Source organism: Haloplanus natans DSM 17983, from assembly GCF_000427685.1.
Classification (GTDB): domain Archaea; phylum Halobacteriota; class Halobacteria; order Halobacteriales; family Haloferacaceae; genus Haloplanus; species Haloplanus natans.
Window position 1 is genome coordinate 1,748,169 of record NZ_KE386573.1, and the last position, 19,920, is coordinate 1,768,088.

At 62.6% G+C, this 19,920-nt stretch carries 25 protein-coding genes and 1 pseudogene; 12 read left to right on the top strand and 14 right to left on the bottom strand.

Going from position 1 to position 19,920, the window contains the following annotated elements; translation table 11 throughout:
• Positions 1-401: 401 nt before the first annotated feature.
• The 4 genes from HALNA_RS11105 to HALNA_RS11120 all read left to right on the top strand — a co-directional run bounded on the left by HALNA_RS11105 (position 402) and on the right by HALNA_RS11120 (position 3,723).
• The gene (locus HALNA_RS11105) at positions 402-668 is read left to right on the top strand and encodes a hypothetical protein (RefSeq protein ID WP_157573512.1); all 267 of its coding nucleotides are present in this window, start codon (positions 402-404) and stop codon (positions 666-668) included.
• Positions 669-737: 69 nt separating this feature from the next.
• On the top strand, positions 738-1,334 hold the full coding sequence (locus HALNA_RS11110; RefSeq protein WP_049936443.1) for a helix-turn-helix domain-containing protein: 597 nt from the start codon (positions 738-740) through the stop codon (positions 1,332-1,334).
• Between the two features lie 87 nt (positions 1,335-1,421).
• A complete protein-coding gene (locus HALNA_RS11115) occupies positions 1,422-2,777 on the top strand; it encodes a dihydrolipoyl dehydrogenase family protein (protein ID WP_049936444.1) in 1,356 nt (451 codons plus the stop codon).
• A 70-nt stretch (positions 2,778-2,847) separates the two neighbouring features.
• A complete protein-coding gene (locus tag HALNA_RS11120; RefSeq protein ID WP_049936445.1) occupies positions 2,848-3,723 on the top strand; it encodes a cupredoxin domain-containing protein in 876 nt (291 codons plus the stop codon).
• A gap of 11 nt (positions 3,724-3,734) precedes the next feature.
• On the opposite strand, the gene HALNA_RS11125 is transcribed toward HALNA_RS11120, so the two are convergent.
• From HALNA_RS11125 to HALNA_RS11150, 6 genes are all read right to left on the bottom strand, one after another.
• Positions 3,735-4,199: a L,D-transpeptidase gene (locus HALNA_RS11125; protein ID WP_049936446.1), complete on the bottom strand. Its 465-nt coding sequence runs from the start codon at positions 4,197-4,199 to the stop codon at positions 3,735-3,737.
• Positions 4,200-4,205: 6 nt separating this feature from the next.
• On the bottom strand, positions 4,206-5,165 hold the full coding sequence (locus HALNA_RS11130) for a patatin-like phospholipase family protein (protein ID WP_049936447.1): 960 nt from the start codon (positions 5,163-5,165) through the stop codon (positions 4,206-4,208).
• The gene (locus HALNA_RS11135) at positions 5,158-6,021 is read right to left on the bottom strand and encodes an SDR family oxidoreductase (protein WP_049936448.1); all 864 of its coding nucleotides are present in this window, start codon (positions 6,019-6,021) and stop codon (positions 5,158-5,160) included. The genes HALNA_RS11130 and HALNA_RS11135 overlap by 8 nt, the downstream gene beginning before the upstream one ends.
• 107 nt (positions 6,022-6,128) lie before the next feature.
• Positions 6,129-7,361 (bottom strand): methyl-accepting chemotaxis protein, encoded by a 1,233-nt coding sequence (locus tag HALNA_RS11140; RefSeq protein WP_049936449.1) that lies wholly within the window; start codon positions 7,359-7,361, stop codon positions 6,129-6,131.
• A 1-nt stretch (position 7,362) separates the two neighbouring features.
• Positions 7,363-7,608: a glutaredoxin family protein gene (locus HALNA_RS11145; RefSeq protein ID WP_049936450.1), complete on the bottom strand. Its 246-nt coding sequence runs from the start codon at positions 7,606-7,608 to the stop codon at positions 7,363-7,365.
• A gap of 141 nt (positions 7,609-7,749) precedes the next feature.
• Positions 7,750-8,139, bottom strand: coding sequence for a cupin domain-containing protein (locus HALNA_RS11150; protein ID WP_049936451.1), 390 nt, complete (start codon positions 8,137-8,139; stop codon positions 7,750-7,752).
• Between the two features lie 251 nt (positions 8,140-8,390).
• Here HALNA_RS11150 and HALNA_RS19990 point away from each other — a divergent pair, with 251 nt between their 5' ends.
• Both HALNA_RS19990 and HALNA_RS11155 read left to right on the top strand, forming a co-directional pair.
• Complete coding sequence (locus HALNA_RS19990; RefSeq protein WP_394324589.1) at positions 8,391-8,537, top strand: DUF2080 family transposase-associated protein; 147 nt, start codon at positions 8,391-8,393, stop codon at positions 8,535-8,537.
• Between the two features lie 3 nt (positions 8,538-8,540).
• Positions 8,541-9,826 (top strand): annotated as a pseudogene (locus HALNA_RS11155) (RNA-guided endonuclease InsQ/TnpB family protein).
• A 76-nt stretch (positions 9,827-9,902) separates the two neighbouring features.
• Here the strand turns inward: HALNA_RS11155 and HALNA_RS11160 are convergent.
• From HALNA_RS11160 to HALNA_RS11170, 3 genes are all read right to left on the bottom strand, one after another.
• A complete protein-coding gene (locus HALNA_RS11160) occupies positions 9,903-10,799 on the bottom strand; it encodes a sulfite exporter TauE/SafE family protein (RefSeq protein WP_049938040.1) in 897 nt (298 codons plus the stop codon).
• Between the two features lie 120 nt (positions 10,800-10,919).
• Positions 10,920-11,483: a carboxymuconolactone decarboxylase family protein gene (locus HALNA_RS11165; protein WP_049936453.1), complete on the bottom strand. Its 564-nt coding sequence runs from the start codon at positions 11,481-11,483 to the stop codon at positions 10,920-10,922.
• Positions 11,484-11,531: 48 nt separating this feature from the next.
• On the bottom strand, positions 11,532-11,957 hold the full coding sequence (locus tag HALNA_RS11170; protein ID WP_049936454.1) for a hypothetical protein: 426 nt from the start codon (positions 11,955-11,957) through the stop codon (positions 11,532-11,534).
• Positions 11,958-12,064: 107 nt separating this feature from the next.
• On the opposite strand from HALNA_RS11170, the gene HALNA_RS11175 reads away from it, so the two are divergent.
• From HALNA_RS11175 to HALNA_RS11190, 5 genes are all read left to right on the top strand, one after another.
• Positions 12,065-13,081 (top strand): NAD(P)/FAD-dependent oxidoreductase, encoded by a 1,017-nt coding sequence (locus tag HALNA_RS11175; RefSeq protein ID WP_049936455.1) that lies wholly within the window; start codon positions 12,065-12,067, stop codon positions 13,079-13,081.
• A gap of 254 nt (positions 13,082-13,335) precedes the next feature.
• On the top strand, positions 13,336-13,512 hold the full coding sequence (locus tag HALNA_RS21770) for a DUF7837 family putative zinc-binding protein (protein WP_449404867.1): 177 nt from the start codon (positions 13,336-13,338) through the stop codon (positions 13,510-13,512).
• Between the two features lie 148 nt (positions 13,513-13,660).
• On the top strand, positions 13,661-13,966 hold the full coding sequence (locus tag HALNA_RS11180) for a putative quinol monooxygenase (RefSeq protein ID WP_049936456.1): 306 nt from the start codon (positions 13,661-13,663) through the stop codon (positions 13,964-13,966).
• 198 nt (positions 13,967-14,164) lie between these two features.
• A complete protein-coding gene (locus HALNA_RS11185; RefSeq protein ID WP_049936457.1) occupies positions 14,165-14,521 on the top strand; it encodes a DsrE family protein in 357 nt (118 codons plus the stop codon).
• 379 nt (positions 14,522-14,900) lie between these two features.
• On the top strand, positions 14,901-15,680 hold the full coding sequence (locus tag HALNA_RS11190) for a class I SAM-dependent methyltransferase (protein ID WP_049936458.1): 780 nt from the start codon (positions 14,901-14,903) through the stop codon (positions 15,678-15,680).
• An 84-nt stretch (positions 15,681-15,764) separates the two neighbouring features.
• On the opposite strand, the gene HALNA_RS11195 is transcribed toward HALNA_RS11190, so the two are convergent.
• From HALNA_RS11195 to HALNA_RS11210, 4 genes are all read right to left on the bottom strand, one after another.
• Positions 15,765-16,040, bottom strand: coding sequence for a hypothetical protein (locus tag HALNA_RS11195; RefSeq protein ID WP_049936459.1), 276 nt, complete (start codon positions 16,038-16,040; stop codon positions 15,765-15,767).
• A complete protein-coding gene (locus HALNA_RS11200) occupies positions 16,037-16,411 on the bottom strand; it encodes a hypothetical protein (RefSeq protein WP_049936460.1) in 375 nt (124 codons plus the stop codon). The genes HALNA_RS11195 and HALNA_RS11200 overlap by 4 nt, the downstream gene beginning before the upstream one ends.
• Before the next feature lie 61 nt (positions 16,412-16,472).
• A complete protein-coding gene (locus tag HALNA_RS11205; RefSeq protein ID WP_049936461.1) occupies positions 16,473-17,453 on the bottom strand; it encodes an alpha/beta fold hydrolase in 981 nt (326 codons plus the stop codon).
• A gap of 86 nt (positions 17,454-17,539) precedes the next feature.
• A complete protein-coding gene (locus HALNA_RS11210; RefSeq protein WP_342665024.1) occupies positions 17,540-17,992 on the bottom strand; it encodes a hypothetical protein in 453 nt (150 codons plus the stop codon).
• A 169-nt stretch (positions 17,993-18,161) separates the two neighbouring features.
• Between HALNA_RS11210 and HALNA_RS11215 the strand changes: the two genes are divergently transcribed.
• The gene (locus HALNA_RS11215) at positions 18,162-19,586 is read left to right on the top strand and encodes a dihydrolipoyl dehydrogenase (RefSeq protein ID WP_049936463.1); all 1,425 of its coding nucleotides are present in this window, start codon (positions 18,162-18,164) and stop codon (positions 19,584-19,586) included.
• A gap of 40 nt (positions 19,587-19,626) precedes the next feature.
• Here HALNA_RS11215 and HALNA_RS11220 read toward each other — a convergent pair whose 3' ends face one another.
• Positions 19,627-19,887, bottom strand: a complete 261-nt coding sequence (locus HALNA_RS11220) for a winged helix-turn-helix domain-containing protein (RefSeq protein WP_049936464.1) — start codon at positions 19,885-19,887, stop codon at positions 19,627-19,629.
• Between the last annotated feature and the right edge of the window lie 33 nt (positions 19,888-19,920).

Here is a 19,920-nt window from a genome sequence, read left to right on the forward strand (position 1 = left end):
TATCCGTCGGAGTGCTCGTTCACCAGCCGTTCACGAACCTTCGAGCCTGGCTGCCAGAATACTAACTGGCGATGGCTGCCACGCCACGGAGCAGTTGTAATCCGATTGCACGGTCGCCGAAGTCGTATGTGACGACAGCACCGACATCGTTCGGAAGCCACCCGTGACACACTCCCCTCGACGAGCAGCGTTCGAACGCGAGCCGACCGGACGGTACCGACCGTGGCCAGAGGCGGATGCGCCTCAATGTGGATGACCACCCCTGCGTGATGTCGAGAGGAGCGCCATGACGCCGAACGACACCCTCACTAACGACGAAATTATAGCTCGCTTCCGATGAGAACGAGACGCGACCCACGCGCGACGCCACGTCGTCAAGCGCCGAACGAGCAGAACGAAAAATGTCAGTAACTCGTAGAGACGTGTTGGAGGAACTCGATGGACAGAGCGACGCCAGCGCCGGGGAGCGAACGTCGGTCGAGTCGCTCACGGACGCGCTCGCCGTCGACGAACGAACGGTCCGCGAACAACTCGGCGGACTGGAATCGTGCGAGCTAGCTGATATCGACGCTGACGGGCAGGTCAGAATAACCGTAACCGGCGAAGAACTCCTCGCGCTCGATCTCGACGAGATAATCGTCGTCGATCCGGAGAGCGGCCGATCGTGAGCGAGCGCACGGGGCAGACTTATTGATTCCGCCGTCGTCTATGGGTACGAATGCTGGGAGTGGCCACCGATGTCTGAACACGACACGAACCGATCCGCCGAGGACGGCGAGGCAGTTCAGTACGATCCGGCGTCCAGCAGGTACGACGTCTTCGAGTGTCCCGACTGTGACAACGTCGTCCTGGCGCTCGGCCGCGACGACCCACCGATGTCCTGTCACGGGGAGTCGATGCAACGCGTTACCGACTGCGATATCACCGTCAAACCGCCCGACGTCAGACAGGTCCTCCTCGACGCGTTCGGCCTCCCCAAAGCCGGCCTCGACATCTGTCTCTGTGTCATCGGTGAAGGGCCACTCTCGGCGAACGAAGTCGCCGAATCGCTGGGCTACGACCGGAGTACCGTGACGCGGTATCTGAACAAACTCGTCGACATCGGTCTGCTTCGCCGATCCGAACTGAACCGCGAGGCGGGGGGCGTCGTCAACGTCTATCATTCGGTCGACCTGGAGCGGATGCGCCGCGAGACGCTGATCGGCTTTTACATCTGGGCCGGTGAAGCGGCCGCACTCATCGAGGAAGCTAACGTGACGAAACAGGATTACATGGCCGAGAATCCGGACCGCGAACTCCCGGACGTGTTCTGGGAATCGTTCCCCGACAACTGAACGAGACACGTCACCTTCGGTGGCCGTGCAACACCGTTGCGGAGTCGCTACCCCTTATTTGATTCTGCCCGGCGTATCCCGAATCACATGAGCGATTTCGACGTACTCGTCATCGGCGGAGGAACCGGAAACAACGTCGCCTCGGCAGCGGCGGACGCCGGACTCGACACGGCGCTCGTCGAACCGGGACCGCTGGGCGGCACCTGTCTCAACCGTGGATGCAACCCCTCCAAAATGTTGATTCAGGCCGCGAACGCCGTCAACCACGTCCACGATGCCGAGCGCTTCCACGTCGAAGCCACGCTCGACGGCGTGGATCACGCGGCCGTCGTCGACGAGATGGACGACCTGCTGGGGGGCATCGCTACAGACATGGAGACGCGGTACCGCGAGCGGCCCAACCTGACGCTGTTCGACGAGTACACCGAGTTCGTCGACGAACGGACGGTAACGCTCGGCGGCGAATCCGTCACCGCCGACAAGGTCGTCGTCGCGACGGGGAGTCGCCCGGTCGTCCCACCCATCGACGGCCTCAACGAGATCGACTACCTCACGAGCCAAGACGCGCTCTACCGGCGCGAACTCCCGGACAGTCTCGTCATCATGGGAGGTGGCTACATCGCCGTCGAATTAGGGTACGTGTTCGAGACGATGGGCACCGACGTGACCATCGTCGAAATGAACGACCGGCTGGTCCACCGGGAGGATAGCGACGTGGCGGAACTGTTCACGGAACTCGCAGCCGCTCGTCACGACGTGTACACCGGGCACCGCGTCACGGCCGTCGAGGAGACGGCCGACGGCTACGCCGTCCACGCCGAAACCGAGGCCGGTGACGAACTGACCGTCGACGGGAGCGAGGTGCTGGTCGCACTCGGCCGCCGCCCGAACTCCGACTCCCTGAACCTCGACGCTGCTGGCATCGAGGTCGACGACCGCGGATTCGTCGAGACGAACGAATACCTCGAGACGAGTGCGGACAACGTCTGGGCACAGGGCGACGTGGCGGGGAACGCGCTGTTCAAACACTCCGGTGATTACGAAACCCGACACACGGTGGCGAACGTCGTCCACGAGGAACGGCGGACGCTCGACCTCTCCGCGATGCCACACACCATCTTTACCGAGCCACAGATCGCCGGCGTCGGGAAGACCGAGGCGGAACTCGACGACCGTGAGTACGTCGTCGGACGAGCGGACTACGCCGACTCGGCGATGGGTCGCGCGAAGAAACTCGAAGACGGCTTCGTGAAAGTGCTCGCGGCGACCGACGGGACCATTCTGGGCGCGCACGCCATCGGTTACGAGGCGTCGACCCTGCTGCACGAGGCCGTCGTCGCGATGCGGCACGGCCTCACCGTCAAGGACGTTGGCGAGACCATCCACGCCCACCCGACGCTGAGCAAGGTCGTCGAAGCGGCGTTCAGAGACGCGACGAAGTGATCGTCGCCTCTCGACCCGAATCGATGCGCGGTTCCGCATCCGGTGGTGGGCGAAGGAGGTCCATCTCGCTGTGATCCGCGAACGGCTCGGATCGACGATCAGTCACGGGACGAACATCCGAGGGGCGCTCGGAGAGTTGTTCACTCAGGAGTTCTCCTACTCGACGGGCTATCTCGCGACGATACTGAACGGGTGTCTGTTCGCCCCGTCGCTGCTCACGTTCTGGTTCGTCAACGGTGTGATCGACTTCTCTACCGCTATCGCTATCGGGGCCGTCACCACACCCGCCGGCCTGCAACTCCGGCTACTCGCGTACGTCCTCCTCGTTCCGACATTCCTCCTCGTTCGAATGAGTCTCCACCTCCTCCATCCGGACCACCGAACCCAAGTCCTCAACGGATCGTGCCCGAGTTTCCAGCCGCTGAGTCTGGACTGGTTCAGTCTGGGCGTCCTCGCGACGGGACTCCCGCTCGCCCTCCAGAACCTCGGGCCGTGGATCGGGATGAACACCGTCTTTCTCGTGGGCATCTTCGTCGTCCCGCGTTCGCTTCCAGATCACCGAGCGAAGGATGCGAAACTTCTCGCACTCGTCCTCGGCAGTGCGTTGTTTCTCTACGCGAATTATGGGGCTGTGGCCGCACCTCCGTTGCCGTCGCCGGCGACGATACTCGGTCCGGTCGCGACGTTCGCGCTCGACGCGGAGACCACGGAGCGGCTGTTTCGGCTGGTAAACAGCCTTTCGTTCGGCCCCTTCGCCGTGGCCGTCTTCGGCGTGAGTGCGAATCATGTGTTAACCCGCCCCGAATTCACCGACATCCCGATCGTCAGTCACGCGCTTCCACGCCGTGACCCCGACGTCGTCATCGCGACGAGTGCGGCGCTCGGAACCGCGTTCTACCTGGCCGTCGTCGGTCTCATAACGGGTCGCGTTATCCTCGTGCCCTAGACCCGGCTCGATCAGTCCACATCCTGAGCGTCGACCACGTCTCCCGCTTCGAGACGTCCGACACAATCCGCCACCGTTTCCGTCCCGTTCCCCGTCGAACACGGGAACACGCCGACGAGTCGGTCGCCGGCGTAAACCGCCAGACACTGGAGCGGGAGGCGGATCACCTCGCGTCGGTCCGTCGAGACCATCGTCGACCGTTCACACCGCCCGAAGGCCGGTTCGAGGGAGTGATCTTCGCGGTCGGCCCACGCCTCGAACTCGGCAATTCGCGTCTGGATCGACCCCTCTTCGCCTGCAGGAGCGTCGGAAGGCGGATCGACGTACTGCCCCCACACGCGAACCGACACGTCGTCGACGGCGCCGTCGGCTTCCAGTTCACGAAGCCGGTCGAGAACCCTCGAACGGGGATCCTCCGGCGGCGGTGGCGCATCTCGCATCCAGACCACGACGCGGACGGGGTCGGACCGTTCCATCGTCGCTCACCGCCGCCCCCTGAGCTCGGCCGCCCGCTGTTCACCCAGTTCCATCAGTTCCCGGATGAACGACGGCCGTCGGTCGACTTTGGTCGAACAGTGGTACGCCTCACCCATCTCGATCCGACGAACGGTCGTCTTCGAGAACTCGCTCTCGGGCAGGTATCCCTGATCGATCCAGTCGTTCACGCGCTCGATCACCCGAAGCTCCTGGTTCAGCGAGATGTTGCCCGAGAGTTCGTTGCGGCGGTCGGCGATCTCCTCGAGCGAGGACGGTTCGCCCTCGCGCACCTGTGGGTTGATCTGGATCACCCACAACTCGTCCGGCTTCCGGGATGCCTCGACGGTCATCAGGTCGTCGATCGGTGGGTTCTGCGAGAACAGTCCGTCCCAGTGGTAGTGGCCGTTGATTTTCACGGCCTCGAACAGGTTCGGCACGGCCGCGGAGGCGAGGACGGCCTCCGGCGTCACGTCCTCGTTGGTGAACGTCTCGAAGGTACCGGCGTTGACGTTGACCGTCCCGACGACGAGTTCGGGAACGTCACGCCGACAGAGGACGGGAATGTCGTCGAAATCGATGTGTGCCCGAAGGACGCGCTCGATCCGTCGTTTCCCGAGATTCGAGCCCGGGTTCTGGTAGGGACTGATCTGCGGGAAGGGGAGGCCGCTACTCTCGATCCGCGAGAGGCCGACCACCCACTCGTTCGTGACCCGGTCCGACGGGGAGTTCGCCGCGAGGTCCTCCCAGATCTCGTCGAGGAGTTCGATCGACCGCTCGGCGTCGGCGGTGACGAGTCCGTACCACGTCGCTAGAGCGTTGAACGCGCCACCGGAGGTGCCGCTGATCCCGACCAGTTCGTACTCGTCGTCCCACTCGCGGAGCAGTTCCTTCAGCACGCCGGCGGTGAAGGCCGTGTGACTCCCGCCGCCCTGACAGGCGATGGCGACCTTCGTGGAGTCACTCATAGGTGGTAGTGTAGCCGCCATCGTGGAGCATGTCGCCGCCGTTGAGGTGTTTGCCGTGTTTGGAGAAGCCGAAGACGAAGAGATTCGCCACCTCGGCGGGCGTCATCATCTCCTTCGTCCGTGCCTGGCCGAGCATCACGTCCTCGACGACTTCCTGCTCGGAGATGCCACGTTCCTCGGCCGTGTCCTCGATCTGGTTCACCATCAGTGGCGTCAACACGTAGCCGACGCTGACCGAGAAGCCCCGCAAGGTGCCCTCACCCTCGGCGGCGATAGCGCGTGTCAGACCGGTCAGCCCGTGTTTCGCCGTGATGTATGCGGGTTTGTCCTGCGTCGCGTAGTGACCGTGGACGGAGGACATGTTGCCGATGGCGCCCACGCCATCCTCGGTCGCCCGGATGTGCGGCATCGCGAGCTTCGCAGTGAGGAAGGGCGCGCGAAGCATGATGTCGAGCAGGAGGTCGTACTTCTCCATCGGGAAGTCGGGGATGGAGGCGATGTGTTGCATCCCGGCCACGTTGGCGACGTACCGGAGGTCGCCCGCTTCGGCTGCGGCGTCGACCATCGCCTCCACCGCATCGTCGTCGGTGAGGTCGGTCGGGACGGGATGGACGGTTCCGGAGGCATCCAAGTCAGCGGCAAGGTCGACGGTACCGTCGAGGCCGTCCTCGTCGATGTCGGCCCCGACGACCGTGAGACCGTTCGCCGCGAGCGCGACCGCCGTTGCACGACCGATTCCCGACGCCGCACCCGTGACGATGGCGACCGTCTCGGGGGCGAAATGCTCGTCGTCTAAGACGAGCAGGTCAGCAGCCGTTAACTCCGGTTCACTGAGGTCGAATTCGTCGGTGGACATGTATTCACCCGTACCGACTCAACGAAGCCGTATAACCACACCTCGCCTGTGCAACGAACGGACAACGAAGGACGCTCGTTCGAGACTGAGTTACGATATCGGCAGTGTCAGTCGTCGGCCGGTCCGTCGGCCGATGATTCGAGCAGGTCCAGTAGCTCGCGATTGCTGTCGTCGATCCCCTCGACCTCGTCGAGTATCATCTTCGTCTTCCGATTGGCCTCGTCGGCCATCATGGCGAGTTCCTCGGTGCTTCTGGCCTGCTGATCCGTCGCCGTCGCCACGTCCGCCATACTCTCCGACAGTTGGCCGTTGATCTCGTCGATCGCCTCGAACGTCTCGACGGCTCGGGCCGCCTCCTCGCGCCCGGCTTCGGTCTGTTCGTGGACGCTCTCGATGTCGTCGACGACCTGCTCGACGGCATCGTCGATCGTCTCGACCAACGATCGGATGCGTGCAGCTTCATCCTGACTCTCCTCGGCGAGTGACTTCACCTCGTCAGCGACGACAGCGAATCCCTCACCCTCGTCGACGCGTGCCGCTTCGATCGAGGCGTTGAGCGCCAGCAGATTCGTCTGATCCGCAATCTCGTCGATCGTCTCCACGAACTCGCCGATGTCCTCGGTGTGATCGGCGAGCGTCCCGACGGCCTGGCGAACGCCCGTCGCCCGCGTATGAATCTCTTCGATCCGTTCGCTGAGTTCGCTCGCTCTGGCACAGCCCTCCTCGGCGAGGGTGGCCGCGTCGTCGCTCTGGGTGTCGATTTCGTCCACGGAGGCGGCGATCTCCTCGACGGCCGCGCTGATGTCTCCGACCTCTCCACTCAGGTCGTCCACGTTCGACGCCTGCTGTTCCGTGAGGGACGCGATTTCCGCGGAGCGGTCGGTTACGTCCGCCACCTGCGAGTGAACCTCGTCGATCACTGCGGCCCCTCCGCGATCCGACCCGGCTTTGCTCGCCTCGGCACACGCCGCACTGATCGAAGCGATGTCGCGGCTCGTTAGTCGCCGGAGCTCGACCGTGTCGACCGACGGGAGTCGTTCCGCGCGTTCGATCAGCTGAGACTGTATCGCTATCAGTAGCTTCGTGAGCGTCTCGGATCGGACGTCGTGTTCGACACAGTACTGGGCGAACTCCCGTCGTGTTCGGTCGGTCTCGTCGGCAAGCACCGACGTGAGATACTGGGTCACGGCGGAGTCGAGGAGAGCTTCGGATACGCGATTCTCGTCCTGTAGTTCCCCGGACAGTACTTCGGTGACGAACGCCTGCCGTTGCTCCGGATCGTCAGGGACGAGCGTCGACAGGCCCGAGCGATCGAGTTCGGAACGAGTCGTGGAACTCATGTCAGCCGTAGGTACGTTCGAGGTGAGTCACGATGGCATCGCTATCGGCGAGCCAGCCGTCGTCGAGGGACGGATCGAACAGTACCGGAACGCCCCGCTGTCCGGTGCGTTCGTGAACCTCGTCGCGGTCGGTGTGCTTGTCCGGCACTACCGTCTCGTCGTAGTCGACGCCCAGTTCCTCGAGTTTGTCCCGCACCTTCTGCGAATACGGACAGTCCTGCCTGTCGTACAGTTCCAGACGGCTCATCACGGCTCGAACTGTGCTGGGAGTTTCATTAACGATACCGTGGGTGTGTGAATTAATTACACGAGCCGTCGCTCAAACTGATCCGCAATAAATTGTTCACCCTTGGTTCGCTAGGACGGCCCGGCGAGAGGGATGTCCGTATCAGTCGTCGTCGGGGTGGTAGCGGTGGTGATCCTCGACCGACGGGGCACCGATAGCGAGAACCTGGACGGGAGCGTCGGCGTCCGAAGGGTTGAACGCGCGGTGGGGATTCCCCGGCTCGACGAGAAAGACCTGCTCTTCCGGAACAGTGAACTCTCCCTCCGGCGTCTCGACGTGGAGCGTCCCGTCGACGACGAAAAACGCCTCGACCTGCTCGTCGTGGTAGTGGTACATCGCCGGGAGTTGCTCACCCGGAGCGGCGGTGTACGTCCGGAGACCGAGTTTGGCATCGCGTTTTGGCAGACCAGCCGCTTGGCTGATCGATCGGGGTTCGGCCTCACGGTCGGGAAACGGTTCGATCGCCGACGGGTCGACGACGTGATAGCCCATAGCTGACGTGGTTTCGGCGCCCAATTAACTGGAATTAGGCGCTAAGTCCCCTTCCTCAAGGAGCAACGCAGGGAGCGAAGCGACCAAGTAGCGCAGTAGGGAGGGGATACAGCGTTCACGAGAGCTTTGCTCTCGTGCGCGAGCGAGACGCGAAGCGTCTCGTCAACGCCGCACGATTCTCATACACGTTCACCGCTCGGCCCACAGGCCCACCGCCACCTTTATGTCTATCCATAGTCTATACTCGGGTGATGGATAGGTTTGAAATCGAAGGCGAAGAAGTCCTCGACGGAACCGCAAAACCGTCGGGGAATAGCGCCCACGTTATCGTTCCCAAACGCTGGCGCGGAGCCGACGTGAAAGTCGTCCGCGTCTCCGAACCAAGTTCAGACGAGTAGACTATGCAGTACAACTACAAGTATCGACTCGACCCGCCAGACACCCTCACCGAGACGCTTCTGCACCACGTCGATATTTGTAGGCAACTGTACAATCACGTCCTCTACCTGCTCAACGAGACAGACGACATTCCCGCCCGCTACGAGGTCAGGGGCGACTTCCCGACCTCAAATCGTGGTGGGACGACCTCGGAAATGTTCACTCGAAAGTTCTCCAGATGGTCGTCAAGCGCGTCTACGACAACCTCTCCACGCTCAAAGCGCAGAAGGAGAACGGACGCGCCGTGGGAAGCCTCAAGTGGAAACCGCCTCGGGAGTATCGGTCGCTCACCTACAACCAGTCCGGCTTCGAACTCAAGAATACGAGTGGTCGGCCTGTCTTGTGGTTGAGCAAAATCGGTGAGATTCCGATTCACCTCCATCGAGATATTCCCGAGAACGCGATCATCAAACAGGTCACGGTCAAACGAGAACCTACGGGCGAGTGGTATGCCACGTTCGGCATCGACATGGACGAAACCACACCTGAAAAACCGGGGAACCCCGAGAATGTCGTTGGTATCGACGTGGGAATTCTCAAGTACGCCCACGACACCGACGGATACGCCATCGAAAGCCCCGACTTCTCCGAGGAACGCGAACGATTCGAACGCGCACAACGCCACCTCTCGCGGAAGGAACACGGTTCTGCAAATTGGGAGAAACAGCGGCAAGTAGTGGCCGAACGCCACGCCGACCTGAAGCGGAAGCGACGAGACTTCCTCCACAAGTTATCGAACTACTACGCCACCGAGTACGACTTGGTGGCCGTTGAGGATTTGGATGCGAAGGAACTGGTCGAACTCCCCGGTAACTCACGCAACCGGGCAGGGGCGGCGTGGGGGACGTTCCTCCGAATGCTCCAATACAAGTGCGAGCGCGAAGGAACGCACTTCGTCGCAGTTGACCCGAAAGATACGACGAAGGAGTGTGCGTCTTGCGGTGTCAAGACGGACAAACCTCTGTGGGTTCGTGAACACTCGTGTCCGGCATGTGGGTTCGAAGCGGACAGGGACGCGAATGCGGCGTGGAATATTCTTTCTCGCGGCCTTGAAAAAGTAGGAGTGGGATACTCCGAATCAACGTCACCAGAAATCAAAGATTTCTGGTTGGCGAACGAATCGCAGAGCGATTCGTCAACGCCTGTGGAGACTGCGCTCCCTGCGGATACACCCGTATCTGCAAAGCGCGTCGTTGAAACAGGAAGCCCCACCCTCAAGGAGCGAACCGCGCAAGCGGTGAGCGAGTAGGGTGGGGTAGTTCACCCGTTTGGGACCGAGAGCGGACCGTTCTCACACGCAAGAATCGACGACGGGCGACCGTCGATCAGACCAACAATTCGCTCCCGAGGACGATCAGGCCGACGCCGACGAACACGACCCCGAGCGCCCGCTCCATGAGGTCACTGGGGAGGTACTTGCCGATTCGGGTCCCGATGGTGCCACCGACGAGGACGCCGGGGATCGACCACGCCACGACGTACCAGACGGGTGTCGCCGCGAGTGCGTGGACGATGGCGCCGGCCAACGCAGCGATAGCGAGGACGAACACGCTCGTCGCGATTGCCACGCGAGGTGGGAGGCGACATCTAACGATGAGTTGCGTCGTCGTGATTTCGGGGAGGCCGGCGCTGATGAGTCCCGTGACGAACCCGCCGACTGTGGCCAACCCGACGCCGGGCACTCGCCAGCACGTATCGTAGCTGAACCGTTCACCGTCAGTCGTCTCGATGACCGTCTTCCCCCGTCCCGTGTTCTTTCGTTCGAGGAACTCGTTTTCTTCCTCGCCGGGAACGCACTCCTCCGGCGGCTTATAGTAGACGAGGAAGGCGCCGAGTCCGAGGAGACCGACGCCGAAAGCGAGCGTCAGGAGCGTCGTCGGGACGTAGTGCGCCGCGAGCGCACCCGCGACGACGGAGGGGACGGCCCCGAGGAGCAGCCACTTCGCCGTCGCGTAGTCGACGACGTTCTGACGGACGTAGTTCAGGAGGCCGTTCCCCATGCCGAACACCTCGGTCATGAGCCCGGCCCCGATGGCCTGTGCGGGCGACAGGCCGACGACGAGAATGAAGAAGGGGCTGAAAAAGAGGGCACCCGAGACGCCCGAGGAGAGCGCAATCATCGAAAAGAGGATCGAGACGGGGAACACCCACCAGTGCGCGAGGAACTGCTCGACGGGAAACCCGCCGGGAACCGGGAGACTCGTGAGTAGCGAATCAGCCATCCCGACATCGAGTGTTCCAAGCGCGACGAGCGGAATCCCCGCTCCGAGTACGGCGACGCGGTGCAAAGCACCGACGGCGCGATCATCCATCATGTATGTCACCGGCGGTTCATCGAGCAGTCACGCGTCATCGAATAACTCCGCCACGGTGTCAGGATCGGGATGCCAGCCGACGAACTCGCCGCCTTCGAAGGGCAGATCGACGGACGCGATGTAGTTGCACAGGCCGACGTAGAAGTCGATGAGGAGGCCGATCGCGACGATCTCCGCCGACGAGTAGTGCCGTTCCAGCGCGTCGTGGATGGGGTCGGTCACGGTCCCCGATTCGACTGCGCGGGCGTACTGGAGCAGGACGAACTCCGCGTCCTCGAACGGCGAGAGGTCGTCGCCACCGATGGCCTGCATCTCCTCGATAGTAACGCCCTTGTCGCGGGCGATGTCGACGTGCTGGTGCCACTCGTATCGGGCGCCGCGTGCTCGCGCCACGGTGAGGATGACCAGTTCCTTGCGGCGCTGGCCGATCTGTTCGTACAGCGTGTTCAGATACTCGAGCGTCGCCTCGAGAACCTCCGGATTGTGTGCCCAGGCCCGGAAGATGTGGCGGTCGCCGAGGTAGTCGTCCGTGAACAGGTAGTGGAACTCCTCCGGGATTTCGTCCAGTTCGAGTAGTGGTAATCGTGTCATGTGATTCGTGGATCTGTGGTGTGGTCGATGACGATACTCTCCAGTGATTCACGCGAGGATGCCGGCTCCAGGGAGCCCCCCCAGGACGACGCCGTAGACGACGTGGACGGTCCCGAAGGTCATCATCATGTCACGGTCGGGTTCCATGCCGATGATCAACCGCATCCAGAACACCATCCCGCCGATCATCAGGACGATGCCGTAGACAAGTCCGAGGTCGGCCGCGATGGCCACGGAGTCGAGACTGAGCCCGAGAAGCGGGACGCCAAGCGCGAAGACGGCGCCCGCGACGACGCCGTAGACCGTATGAAGGATCATCCCAGGCATGGCGTGGTCGTCCGGCTCGCCACCGGCGAATTTCGCGACGAGAGCCGCCGTCGGCGGTGGGCCGCCATCGCCCAGCAGCATCATCACGGCGGTCATGACGATCGTCGCGAGCAGTCCTCCGGCCAAGCCGGCGGTGATAGAGGCCATCGTACAGGTTTCGATACGACAGACGTGTATTAAACCGAAGCGCGAGCGTTTAACGCCGGCACACACTCGGGATAATTGGTTTACATACCCCTGCCGACAGTCGTCGTATGGCTGTAGACCAGCAAGCGTACGAAGTCGTCGTCGTCGGTGGCGGACCAGCAGGGCTCTCGACGGCGCTGTACAGCGTGCGACTCGGGCACGAGACGGCGCTCGTCGACCGTGGCGGCGGCCGGGCGGCGATGATGAAAGACGTCCACAACCTCGTCGGAACGACCGAAGAGACGAGCGGAATGGAGCTCCTGGGGATCGGGAAGGAGCAACTGAAGGAGTACGGCTGTACGGTACTCTCGGATCGAATCGGATCGGCCGGCCGGACCGACGACGACCGGTTCCGTCTGTGTGGGACCGACGTGGACTACGTTGCCGACGCGGTCACGCTGGCAATGGGCATGAACGACGTGCGACCGGACCCGCCGCTCCCTCGGACCGGTCGCGGGCTCCACTACTGCCTCCACTGTGACGCACACATGTTCGCGGACGAGTCCGTGTACGTGATGGGGTACGGCGAGAGCGCGGCGCACGTCGCCGCCATTCTGCTCAACTTCACCGACGAGGTCGACCTGCTGACTCGAGGTGACGAGCCAGAGTGGAGCGACGAGACCGACGAGATGCTCGAAACACATCCGATCGACGTTGTTCACGAGGACGTGACCGGCGTCCAGAACGGGAGCGACGGCTGGTTAAAAACGCTGGAATTCGAAGATGGAGCCGTCCGCGAGTACAAGGGCGGCTTCGCGCTGTACGGCGCCGACTACAACAGCGGGCTCGCGACCGACCTCGGCTGTGAATTGAACGACGACGGGACCGTGGAGGTGGACGACCACGGGCGGACGAGCGTCGACGGCGTCTACGCGGTCGGCGACCTCACTCCCGGCCACAACCAGGTGCCGATCGCGCTGGGAGACGGCGCGAAAGCGGGGATTTCGATCCACTGGACGTTGCGGGATTTCCCGCGCGACCCCGACCTCGTCGAGGAACAGGGGCCCGTTCGAAGCGACGAGGTTCCCGGAATGCCCGATGAACTCCTCGAACAGGCTACCGAGTTCCACACGTACGACTCATAGTAGCCTTTGTAAGTCAGAGCGCGCCTGATCGCACGCAGTCCTGCAATCAGGTGTGCAAACCGTTCCAAAGGCTACTATAGGCGTCTCAACGCGCACGTCTCGTCGCCGACTGCCGGGAGCCACGTACGTATCGAACCGTGTAGTCCGTACACCACTGTGGAGCAGCGACAGACACCCGCCGAGTGTTTATTTTTACGCTCGACGCATATGTCGTCGGGAGAGACCCGTCACACGCTCTCCCCCACTACGCGACGATGGCAGGAGACCATCCATCCGGCTGCTGTCCGAACTGCGGACACGACATCCGACCCGTGGACCATCCGATTTCGTACGAACGCTCGGATCGGTCGGTCGGCGTGTTCGCTGAATGCCCCTCGTGTGGCGCCGTCGTCGAACCTGAAGAAAACTCATCACGGGGCACGGAATCGTGAGGCGGACTACTGTTGAATCCGCGGTCGATGTCCGCAACGGTCGCCACACCGCAGAATCTCGGCAGGGTCACGAACGACCCAGCCTCGTGCAACGACGCCGCACGCCTGCCGGGCCTATATACACCCTCGCCGTTCGGGTAGGAATGCAATGCTTGTCGTCCATGCGACGTTTCCGATCGATCCGAACCACCGCGACCGAGCGGTCGAACTGATGCGAGAGCTGGCCGAACACTCCCGGGCGGAGGACGGAATCATCGACTACCGGGTCAACACGGATATCGACGACCCGAACCTGTTCAGATTCGTCGAACAGTACGAGAGCGAAGCGGCGTTCGGCGCACACGTCGAGACGGATCATTTCGGCGAGTTCGAGGCGGCACTCCCCGAGTTGCTCGACGGAGAGCCGGACGTAACCCGATTCGATGTCGAGAGCGTCAGCGAGGTCGAACTCTAGCTTCCCGGCCGTATGCCGACCGAGAGAGTGCAACTCTCGAAAACCACGTTCCGTGGAGCCCAATCCCTAACCGACGGGCCTCGAAGGCACCGTCTCGATCCGGTCCCGGCAGGGACTATTTAAATCGACGGGGACAGCGTACGCGGGTTGCACAGCCACGCGTCCCCTATATTCGACGCCCACGTACCGACAACCGGAATGACGAAAGCAGCAGTTATCATCCTCGCAGGCACCGACTCGCACGCCGACCAAGGCCGTCTCGCAAACGGCCTCGAAACGGCCAAGGAGTTCGCCGAGACCGAGGGCGACGATGTCGAACTCATCTTCGACGGTGCTGGGACGCAGTGGATTCCCGAACTCGAAGACGAAGACAGCGACTACCACGAACTCTATCGGACAGTTCGCAACGACACGTCCGTCTGTGACTACTGTGCCGGTGCGTTCGGCGTCGACGACGTCGTCAACGATGCCGGACTGGTAACACTCGACGACCACGACGGGCACCCGAGCATTCGGTCGCTCGTCGCCGACGGGTACGAAGTTATTACGTTCTGAGACGGATCGGCGTAACTGTCTGTCGGTAGTTCGCCAGACCCTCCTGGCGAATACCGGTGAGGACGGACCATCATCACGGAGATCATCCGCGCGAACGGGTGGGAAATAGACATCGCGGAGTCGTAAACGGGCGAGTCCCGATTCGAGGTCGTGATCGAGGAGTCGTGAACGCCGTTTCATACGGTTTATTGTGAGTCAGTACCGGCGGTTCGCCGGACCATCTCGGCGAACCGCTCGTAAACAGTTACAATAATCCGTATCACACGGCACCCCGATCCATACGTCCGACCGAGCAGGCGGCTGTTGATTTCGTCGGACGTCGAACGTAGGATCGATTCGGCCGACAACAGTTATTATGTGAGATGTGGGACTCGGGACTATGACCGAACAGGGTGGCTCAATCGACAACGAGTGGGATACGACCGCCTACGACGACCGACATGCCTTCGTCTTCGAGCACGGCCGAGGGGTCGTCGATCTGTTGGACGTGCGACCGGGCGAGCGTGTCCTCGATCTGGGATGTGGAACGGAACACCTGACCCACGAAATCGCCGACGCCGGGGCCGAGGTCGTGGGGCTAGATAGCTCCAAGGAGATGATCGAGACCGCACGCGAGACGTATCCGGAGGTGCGATTCGTCCGGGCGGATGCCCGTGAATTCGCGTTCGAGGAGCCCTTCGACGCCGTCTTTTCGAATGCGGCATTGCATTGGATTCCCGAGCAAGACGCCGTCCTCGCTGCGATTACGGACGCCTTGAAATCGGGTGGGCGATTCGTCGCTGAACTGGGAGGGACCGGAAACCTCGACGCGATTATCAGCGCCGTTCGAACCGCGCCAGCCCAGCGGGGATACGATATCGAGAACCCCTGGTATTTTCCAAGTGTCGGGGAGTACGCGACGAAACTCGAATCCCACGGGTTCGAGGTACGGTACGCGACGCTATTCGATCGGCCGACCGAACTCGAGGAGGGGACAGACGGACTAGCCTCGTGGCTCGACATGTTCGGTCATAGTCTCTTCGAATCGATTCCGGGCGCCGACCGGGAAGGGATCGTCGCGGACGCCGAGCGTGAACTTCGAGACGAACAGTTCGAGGACGGCCAGCGGATCGCGGACTACCGGCGTCTCCAAATCGTCGCCTCCGGTCCGACGGAGTGACTCGAGCCGTAATCGAACCGGCAGACTCGGTACTCTCGTCGTGTGTCGAGGTGTGTCTCACCGTCTTCTGCTATTTTTCGACGCTTATCCACCAGCACGCATCGCCTTCTGGGCGAAGCGTTCGATAAGCGAATCGAGCACGCCGGGGTCACCCTCGAAGACCAGGTCGACCTGCGTCAGCGAAACGGACGGGCCGATCCCGACGGTCTGTGAGGAAAGTGTCGCCGTCCAGTCGTCGGCAGCGACGCGGTCGTCGTCAACCTGCTCGGCGCCCAGATTTTCGAGATAGTTGATCGCGAGACGCGCCGAAATACCGCGGAACGAACGCTCCCGTCGCACCCAGTTTTCCTTCGCACTCATGCGCTCTGTGCCCTCCAGGAAGGAAGTCGTACTCTGGAATCCATACCGTCGGATGGGTACTCTGATATAAAAAGCCACGCGGCAACGTGCAACGACGGTACACGACCGCTCCCAGCGTCGACGAGAATCCACAGAACGACGACGACACAGCCGGTCGTGAGATACGCGATGGGACTCACTGCGAAGGGCTCGATCAACGCAGGGAGTGCCACGCCCCGTTGGACGGCATAGAGAAACCCCGCAAGTCCGAACCAGGGGAGCGTCGCCGCGACCATGGCCGGGGTCACGTCGATGGGGCGCGACCGAAGGTAACGCAGGCCGACGAAGAGGACGACGGAATCGGCGGCGAACGCGGGAACGAACGCGATCATTCGAAGGCGGTACGCCGCTGTGGCGACCGAAATCGGGCGGGTACGAGCGGGGGCGTGGCGGTCACAGGATTTCGGGGAACCCCATGTACCGGTCGGCGAGGACATCTGTGCCCCGGTGTTCGGTGACGAAGTCGATGATCGCGTCGGCGCCGAGGTGGGGTTGATCCACCAGGGCGAGGTGGCCCGCCTCCTGGAGTGGCTGGATGCGAACGGGCGCGTTCGTGATGTCGTATCTGAATCGGAACCGGATCGCCGAGTCCATCATGATGTCCTGCAGTCCCCAGAGGAGCATCGTCGGTGCGATGATGTCCTCGTACGGAATGTCGAGCATCCAGTCGGGATCGAGCGACGCGCCGCGAAGCGCGAGGGCGCGAATGGCGTCGAGTTTCGGCGAGCCGTAGCCGGCGTCGCCGTCGAGCTGTGAGCCGCCGGCGGCGTAGTCGACCGTCTCGTAGGGTTCGCGAAGTTTTCGGAGGTCGTGTGTCGTTCGCGCGGTCGGCACGTCTTCCTTGATGGCTCCGCCCCGGAAGTTGCTCGGTTCGTGCACCATCGTCCGGAGCGTCTGGACGAGTTTCATCGGGAAATCCGCGACGGCCTTCCGGAACTCCTCATCGTCGTCGATGAAGGCCAGCCGGCCGATGGATTCGATCTCCGCGACCGGCCAGTTGTCGTGGGCGACCGGATCGACGGCGACACAGATGTCCGTCTTGTCCGGGTAGCGAGCGGCGAAGTCGAGGGCGATCCCACCGCCCCAGTCGTCGCCGGCGACGATCATCGAATCGTGGCCCCATTCGTCCATCAGCTCCGCGATGATGTGGGAGTCGTTCTCCCAAGAGTACTCCCAGTCGTCCAGGGGTTTGTCGCTTTTCCCCATGCCGATGAGATCGATGGCGTACGTCTCGAAATACGGCGAGAGGAGGTCCTGAATCGGTTCCCACTGGGAACTGTTGGTAGGCACACCGTGAACCATCACGATCGGTGGCCCCTCGTCGCCGTCCGTTCGGTAGTGAATCTCGTGTCCGCGCACGGTTGCCGTTGGCATTGCACACGCTCGGACCCTGCGTGGTATCTAATACCTGAAGCGACGTTGGGACGGCGTTGCACAGACGACGGCAGAGGGAAAACGCCCTACGTCGACATCGCGTACGCGACGGTGAGGGGAATCGCGTAGACGACGTGGCCGATCGTCGAGACGACCGTCGCCGGGAACGCGACGTTCGGGAACGGTGGCGCAGCGGGGAAGCCGACGGCCGCGAGCCACAGCGGCATCACGAGCGCCGCGAGGACGAGCGTCGTCAGGACGCCGTAGACGACGCCCAGACCCATCGCTCCGGTGAACTCACGGGCCGGTTCGCGTAGCGGTCCGAACTGAACGAGCGCGACGTACACGAGACCGAGGACGACACCGTGGAACTGGTGGATGGCCCAGCCTGCGAGCAACGCCGGGCCTTCGATACCGTACATGGCCGGGATTACCACCTCCAGCAGCGGGGCCGGCATGACGAACATCATCATCAGCCCGAAGAGGATACTCCCGACGAACCCGCCGGCCGCCCCGGCGATCCATTGATCCGATGTCACGGACGATACTGACGAGGCCGTTGTGGTCTCAGTAGCCATAGTTGTCTCCGTTCCGGTCCACGCACTCAACAACAATAATCAATTAGCTAACTAATTGGTGAGTAGGTTACCACGACGAAATGGCGGGATGCAACCGGACGTTCATACTCCAGGGCGTGTGAACGGGCGTATGGACGAGTTCGATTTTCTGGTGATCGGGTCCGGATCGGGCCTCAATGTCGCCAACGTCGCGGCGAATCAGGGGCACTCCGTCGCCGTGGTCGAGAAAGGGCCACTGGGAGGAACCTGCCTCAATCGCGGCTGTATCCCATCGAAGTTACTGCTCTATCACGCGGACGTCCTCGAGACGATAGAGCGCGCCGGGGAGTTTCACATCGACGCTCGCGTCGAGGATATCAGGTTCGCCGACATCGTCCGGGAAGTGAACGAGGAAGTCGAGGCGGACGCGGAATCCATCCGACAGGGTCTCCGCTCGTCTTCCCAACACAGCCTGTTCGAGGGAGAGGGGCGGTTCGTCGACGACCACACGGTCGAAGTCGTCGACGGCGAGGACGACGGGGCCCGACTCCGGGCCGAGACGGTCCTCATTGCGGCTGGGTCAGGGCCAGCGATTCCTTCTATCGACGGCATCGACGAAGTCGATTGTTTGACGAGCACGGAGGCCCTCCAACTCGAAACGCCCCCGGACAACCTCGTGATCGTCGGTGGAGGCTACATCGCGGCCGAACTCGGCCACTTCTTCGGGACGTTCGGAAGCGACGTGACGATCATCGGCCGTCGGCCGAACCTGCTTCCGGAAGCCGACGACGAAGTCGCCGAATCCTTCACCGAACGGTACGCCGAGCGATTCACCGTCCACACCGGTCACACCGCGACCGCAGTCTCCGAGCGTAACGGAACCGTGTCCGTCGAGGCACGGCCGTACGAATACGGAGACGGTGGGGGCATCGTCGACGAGGAAGCGGGCGTCACCGTGACGGGCGACGAGTTGCTGATCGCCGCCGGGCGCGTGTCGAACGCCGACACGCTGAATCTCGATGCCACGGGGGTCGAAACCGACGAGCGGGGATTCGTCGAAACCGACGAGTACCTGCGGACGGCCGCCGACGGCGTCTGGGCACTGGGCGACATCGTCGGTGAGTATCTGCTGAAACACAACGCCAACCACGAAGCACGGACCGTCGCACGAAACATCTTCGGGAGCGACCTCGAAGCGGTCGATTACAGCGCGATGCCCTTCGCCGTCTTCGCCTCGCCCGAAGTGGCGGGCGTCGGCGCGGGCGAGAGCGACCTGCGAGCCGAGGGGCGGGACTACGCGACCAACACCTACCGATACGAGGAGACCGCCCGCGGCGACGCGATGAAAGCCGAGGGATTCGTGAAGGTGCTCATCGACCTCGACGGCGAGATACTCGGCTGTCACATCATCGGGCCCGACGCCTCAACGCTCGTGCAGGAAGTCGTCGTCGCGATGACGGCTGGCTCCGGAACCGTGCAGGACATCCGCGAGAGTATTCATATCCACCCGGCCCTCCCCGAAGTCGTCCAGCGGGCGTTCTCCGGGCAGTTCACCCGCGGCGGACACGATCACTGATCGCGCGCAGTAGACGAGGGCTGGTCCCCTTCTCGCACGCCTACGACTCGGCGGTCGTGAGAGAGTAGACGCGCTGTCGGGCGTCGGCGAACGAAACCCGGGAGGTCACCAGGTCCTCGTCTTCGAGTTCGCGCAGTGCGTATCGAACGGTTCGATCCGGAAGTCGAGTCGATTCGACGAGTTCCGCTTGCGTGAGACGGCCCTCGTATTCGAGTGTCTTGACGACCAGTTTCGCGCTCGGTGGGAGTGCTCGTAACGACGAGACCTTCGTCGACGAGGGGACGGTAACGTGACCAGCCATTGGTACCGGGAACGGCGGGAATCGTCTTAACCC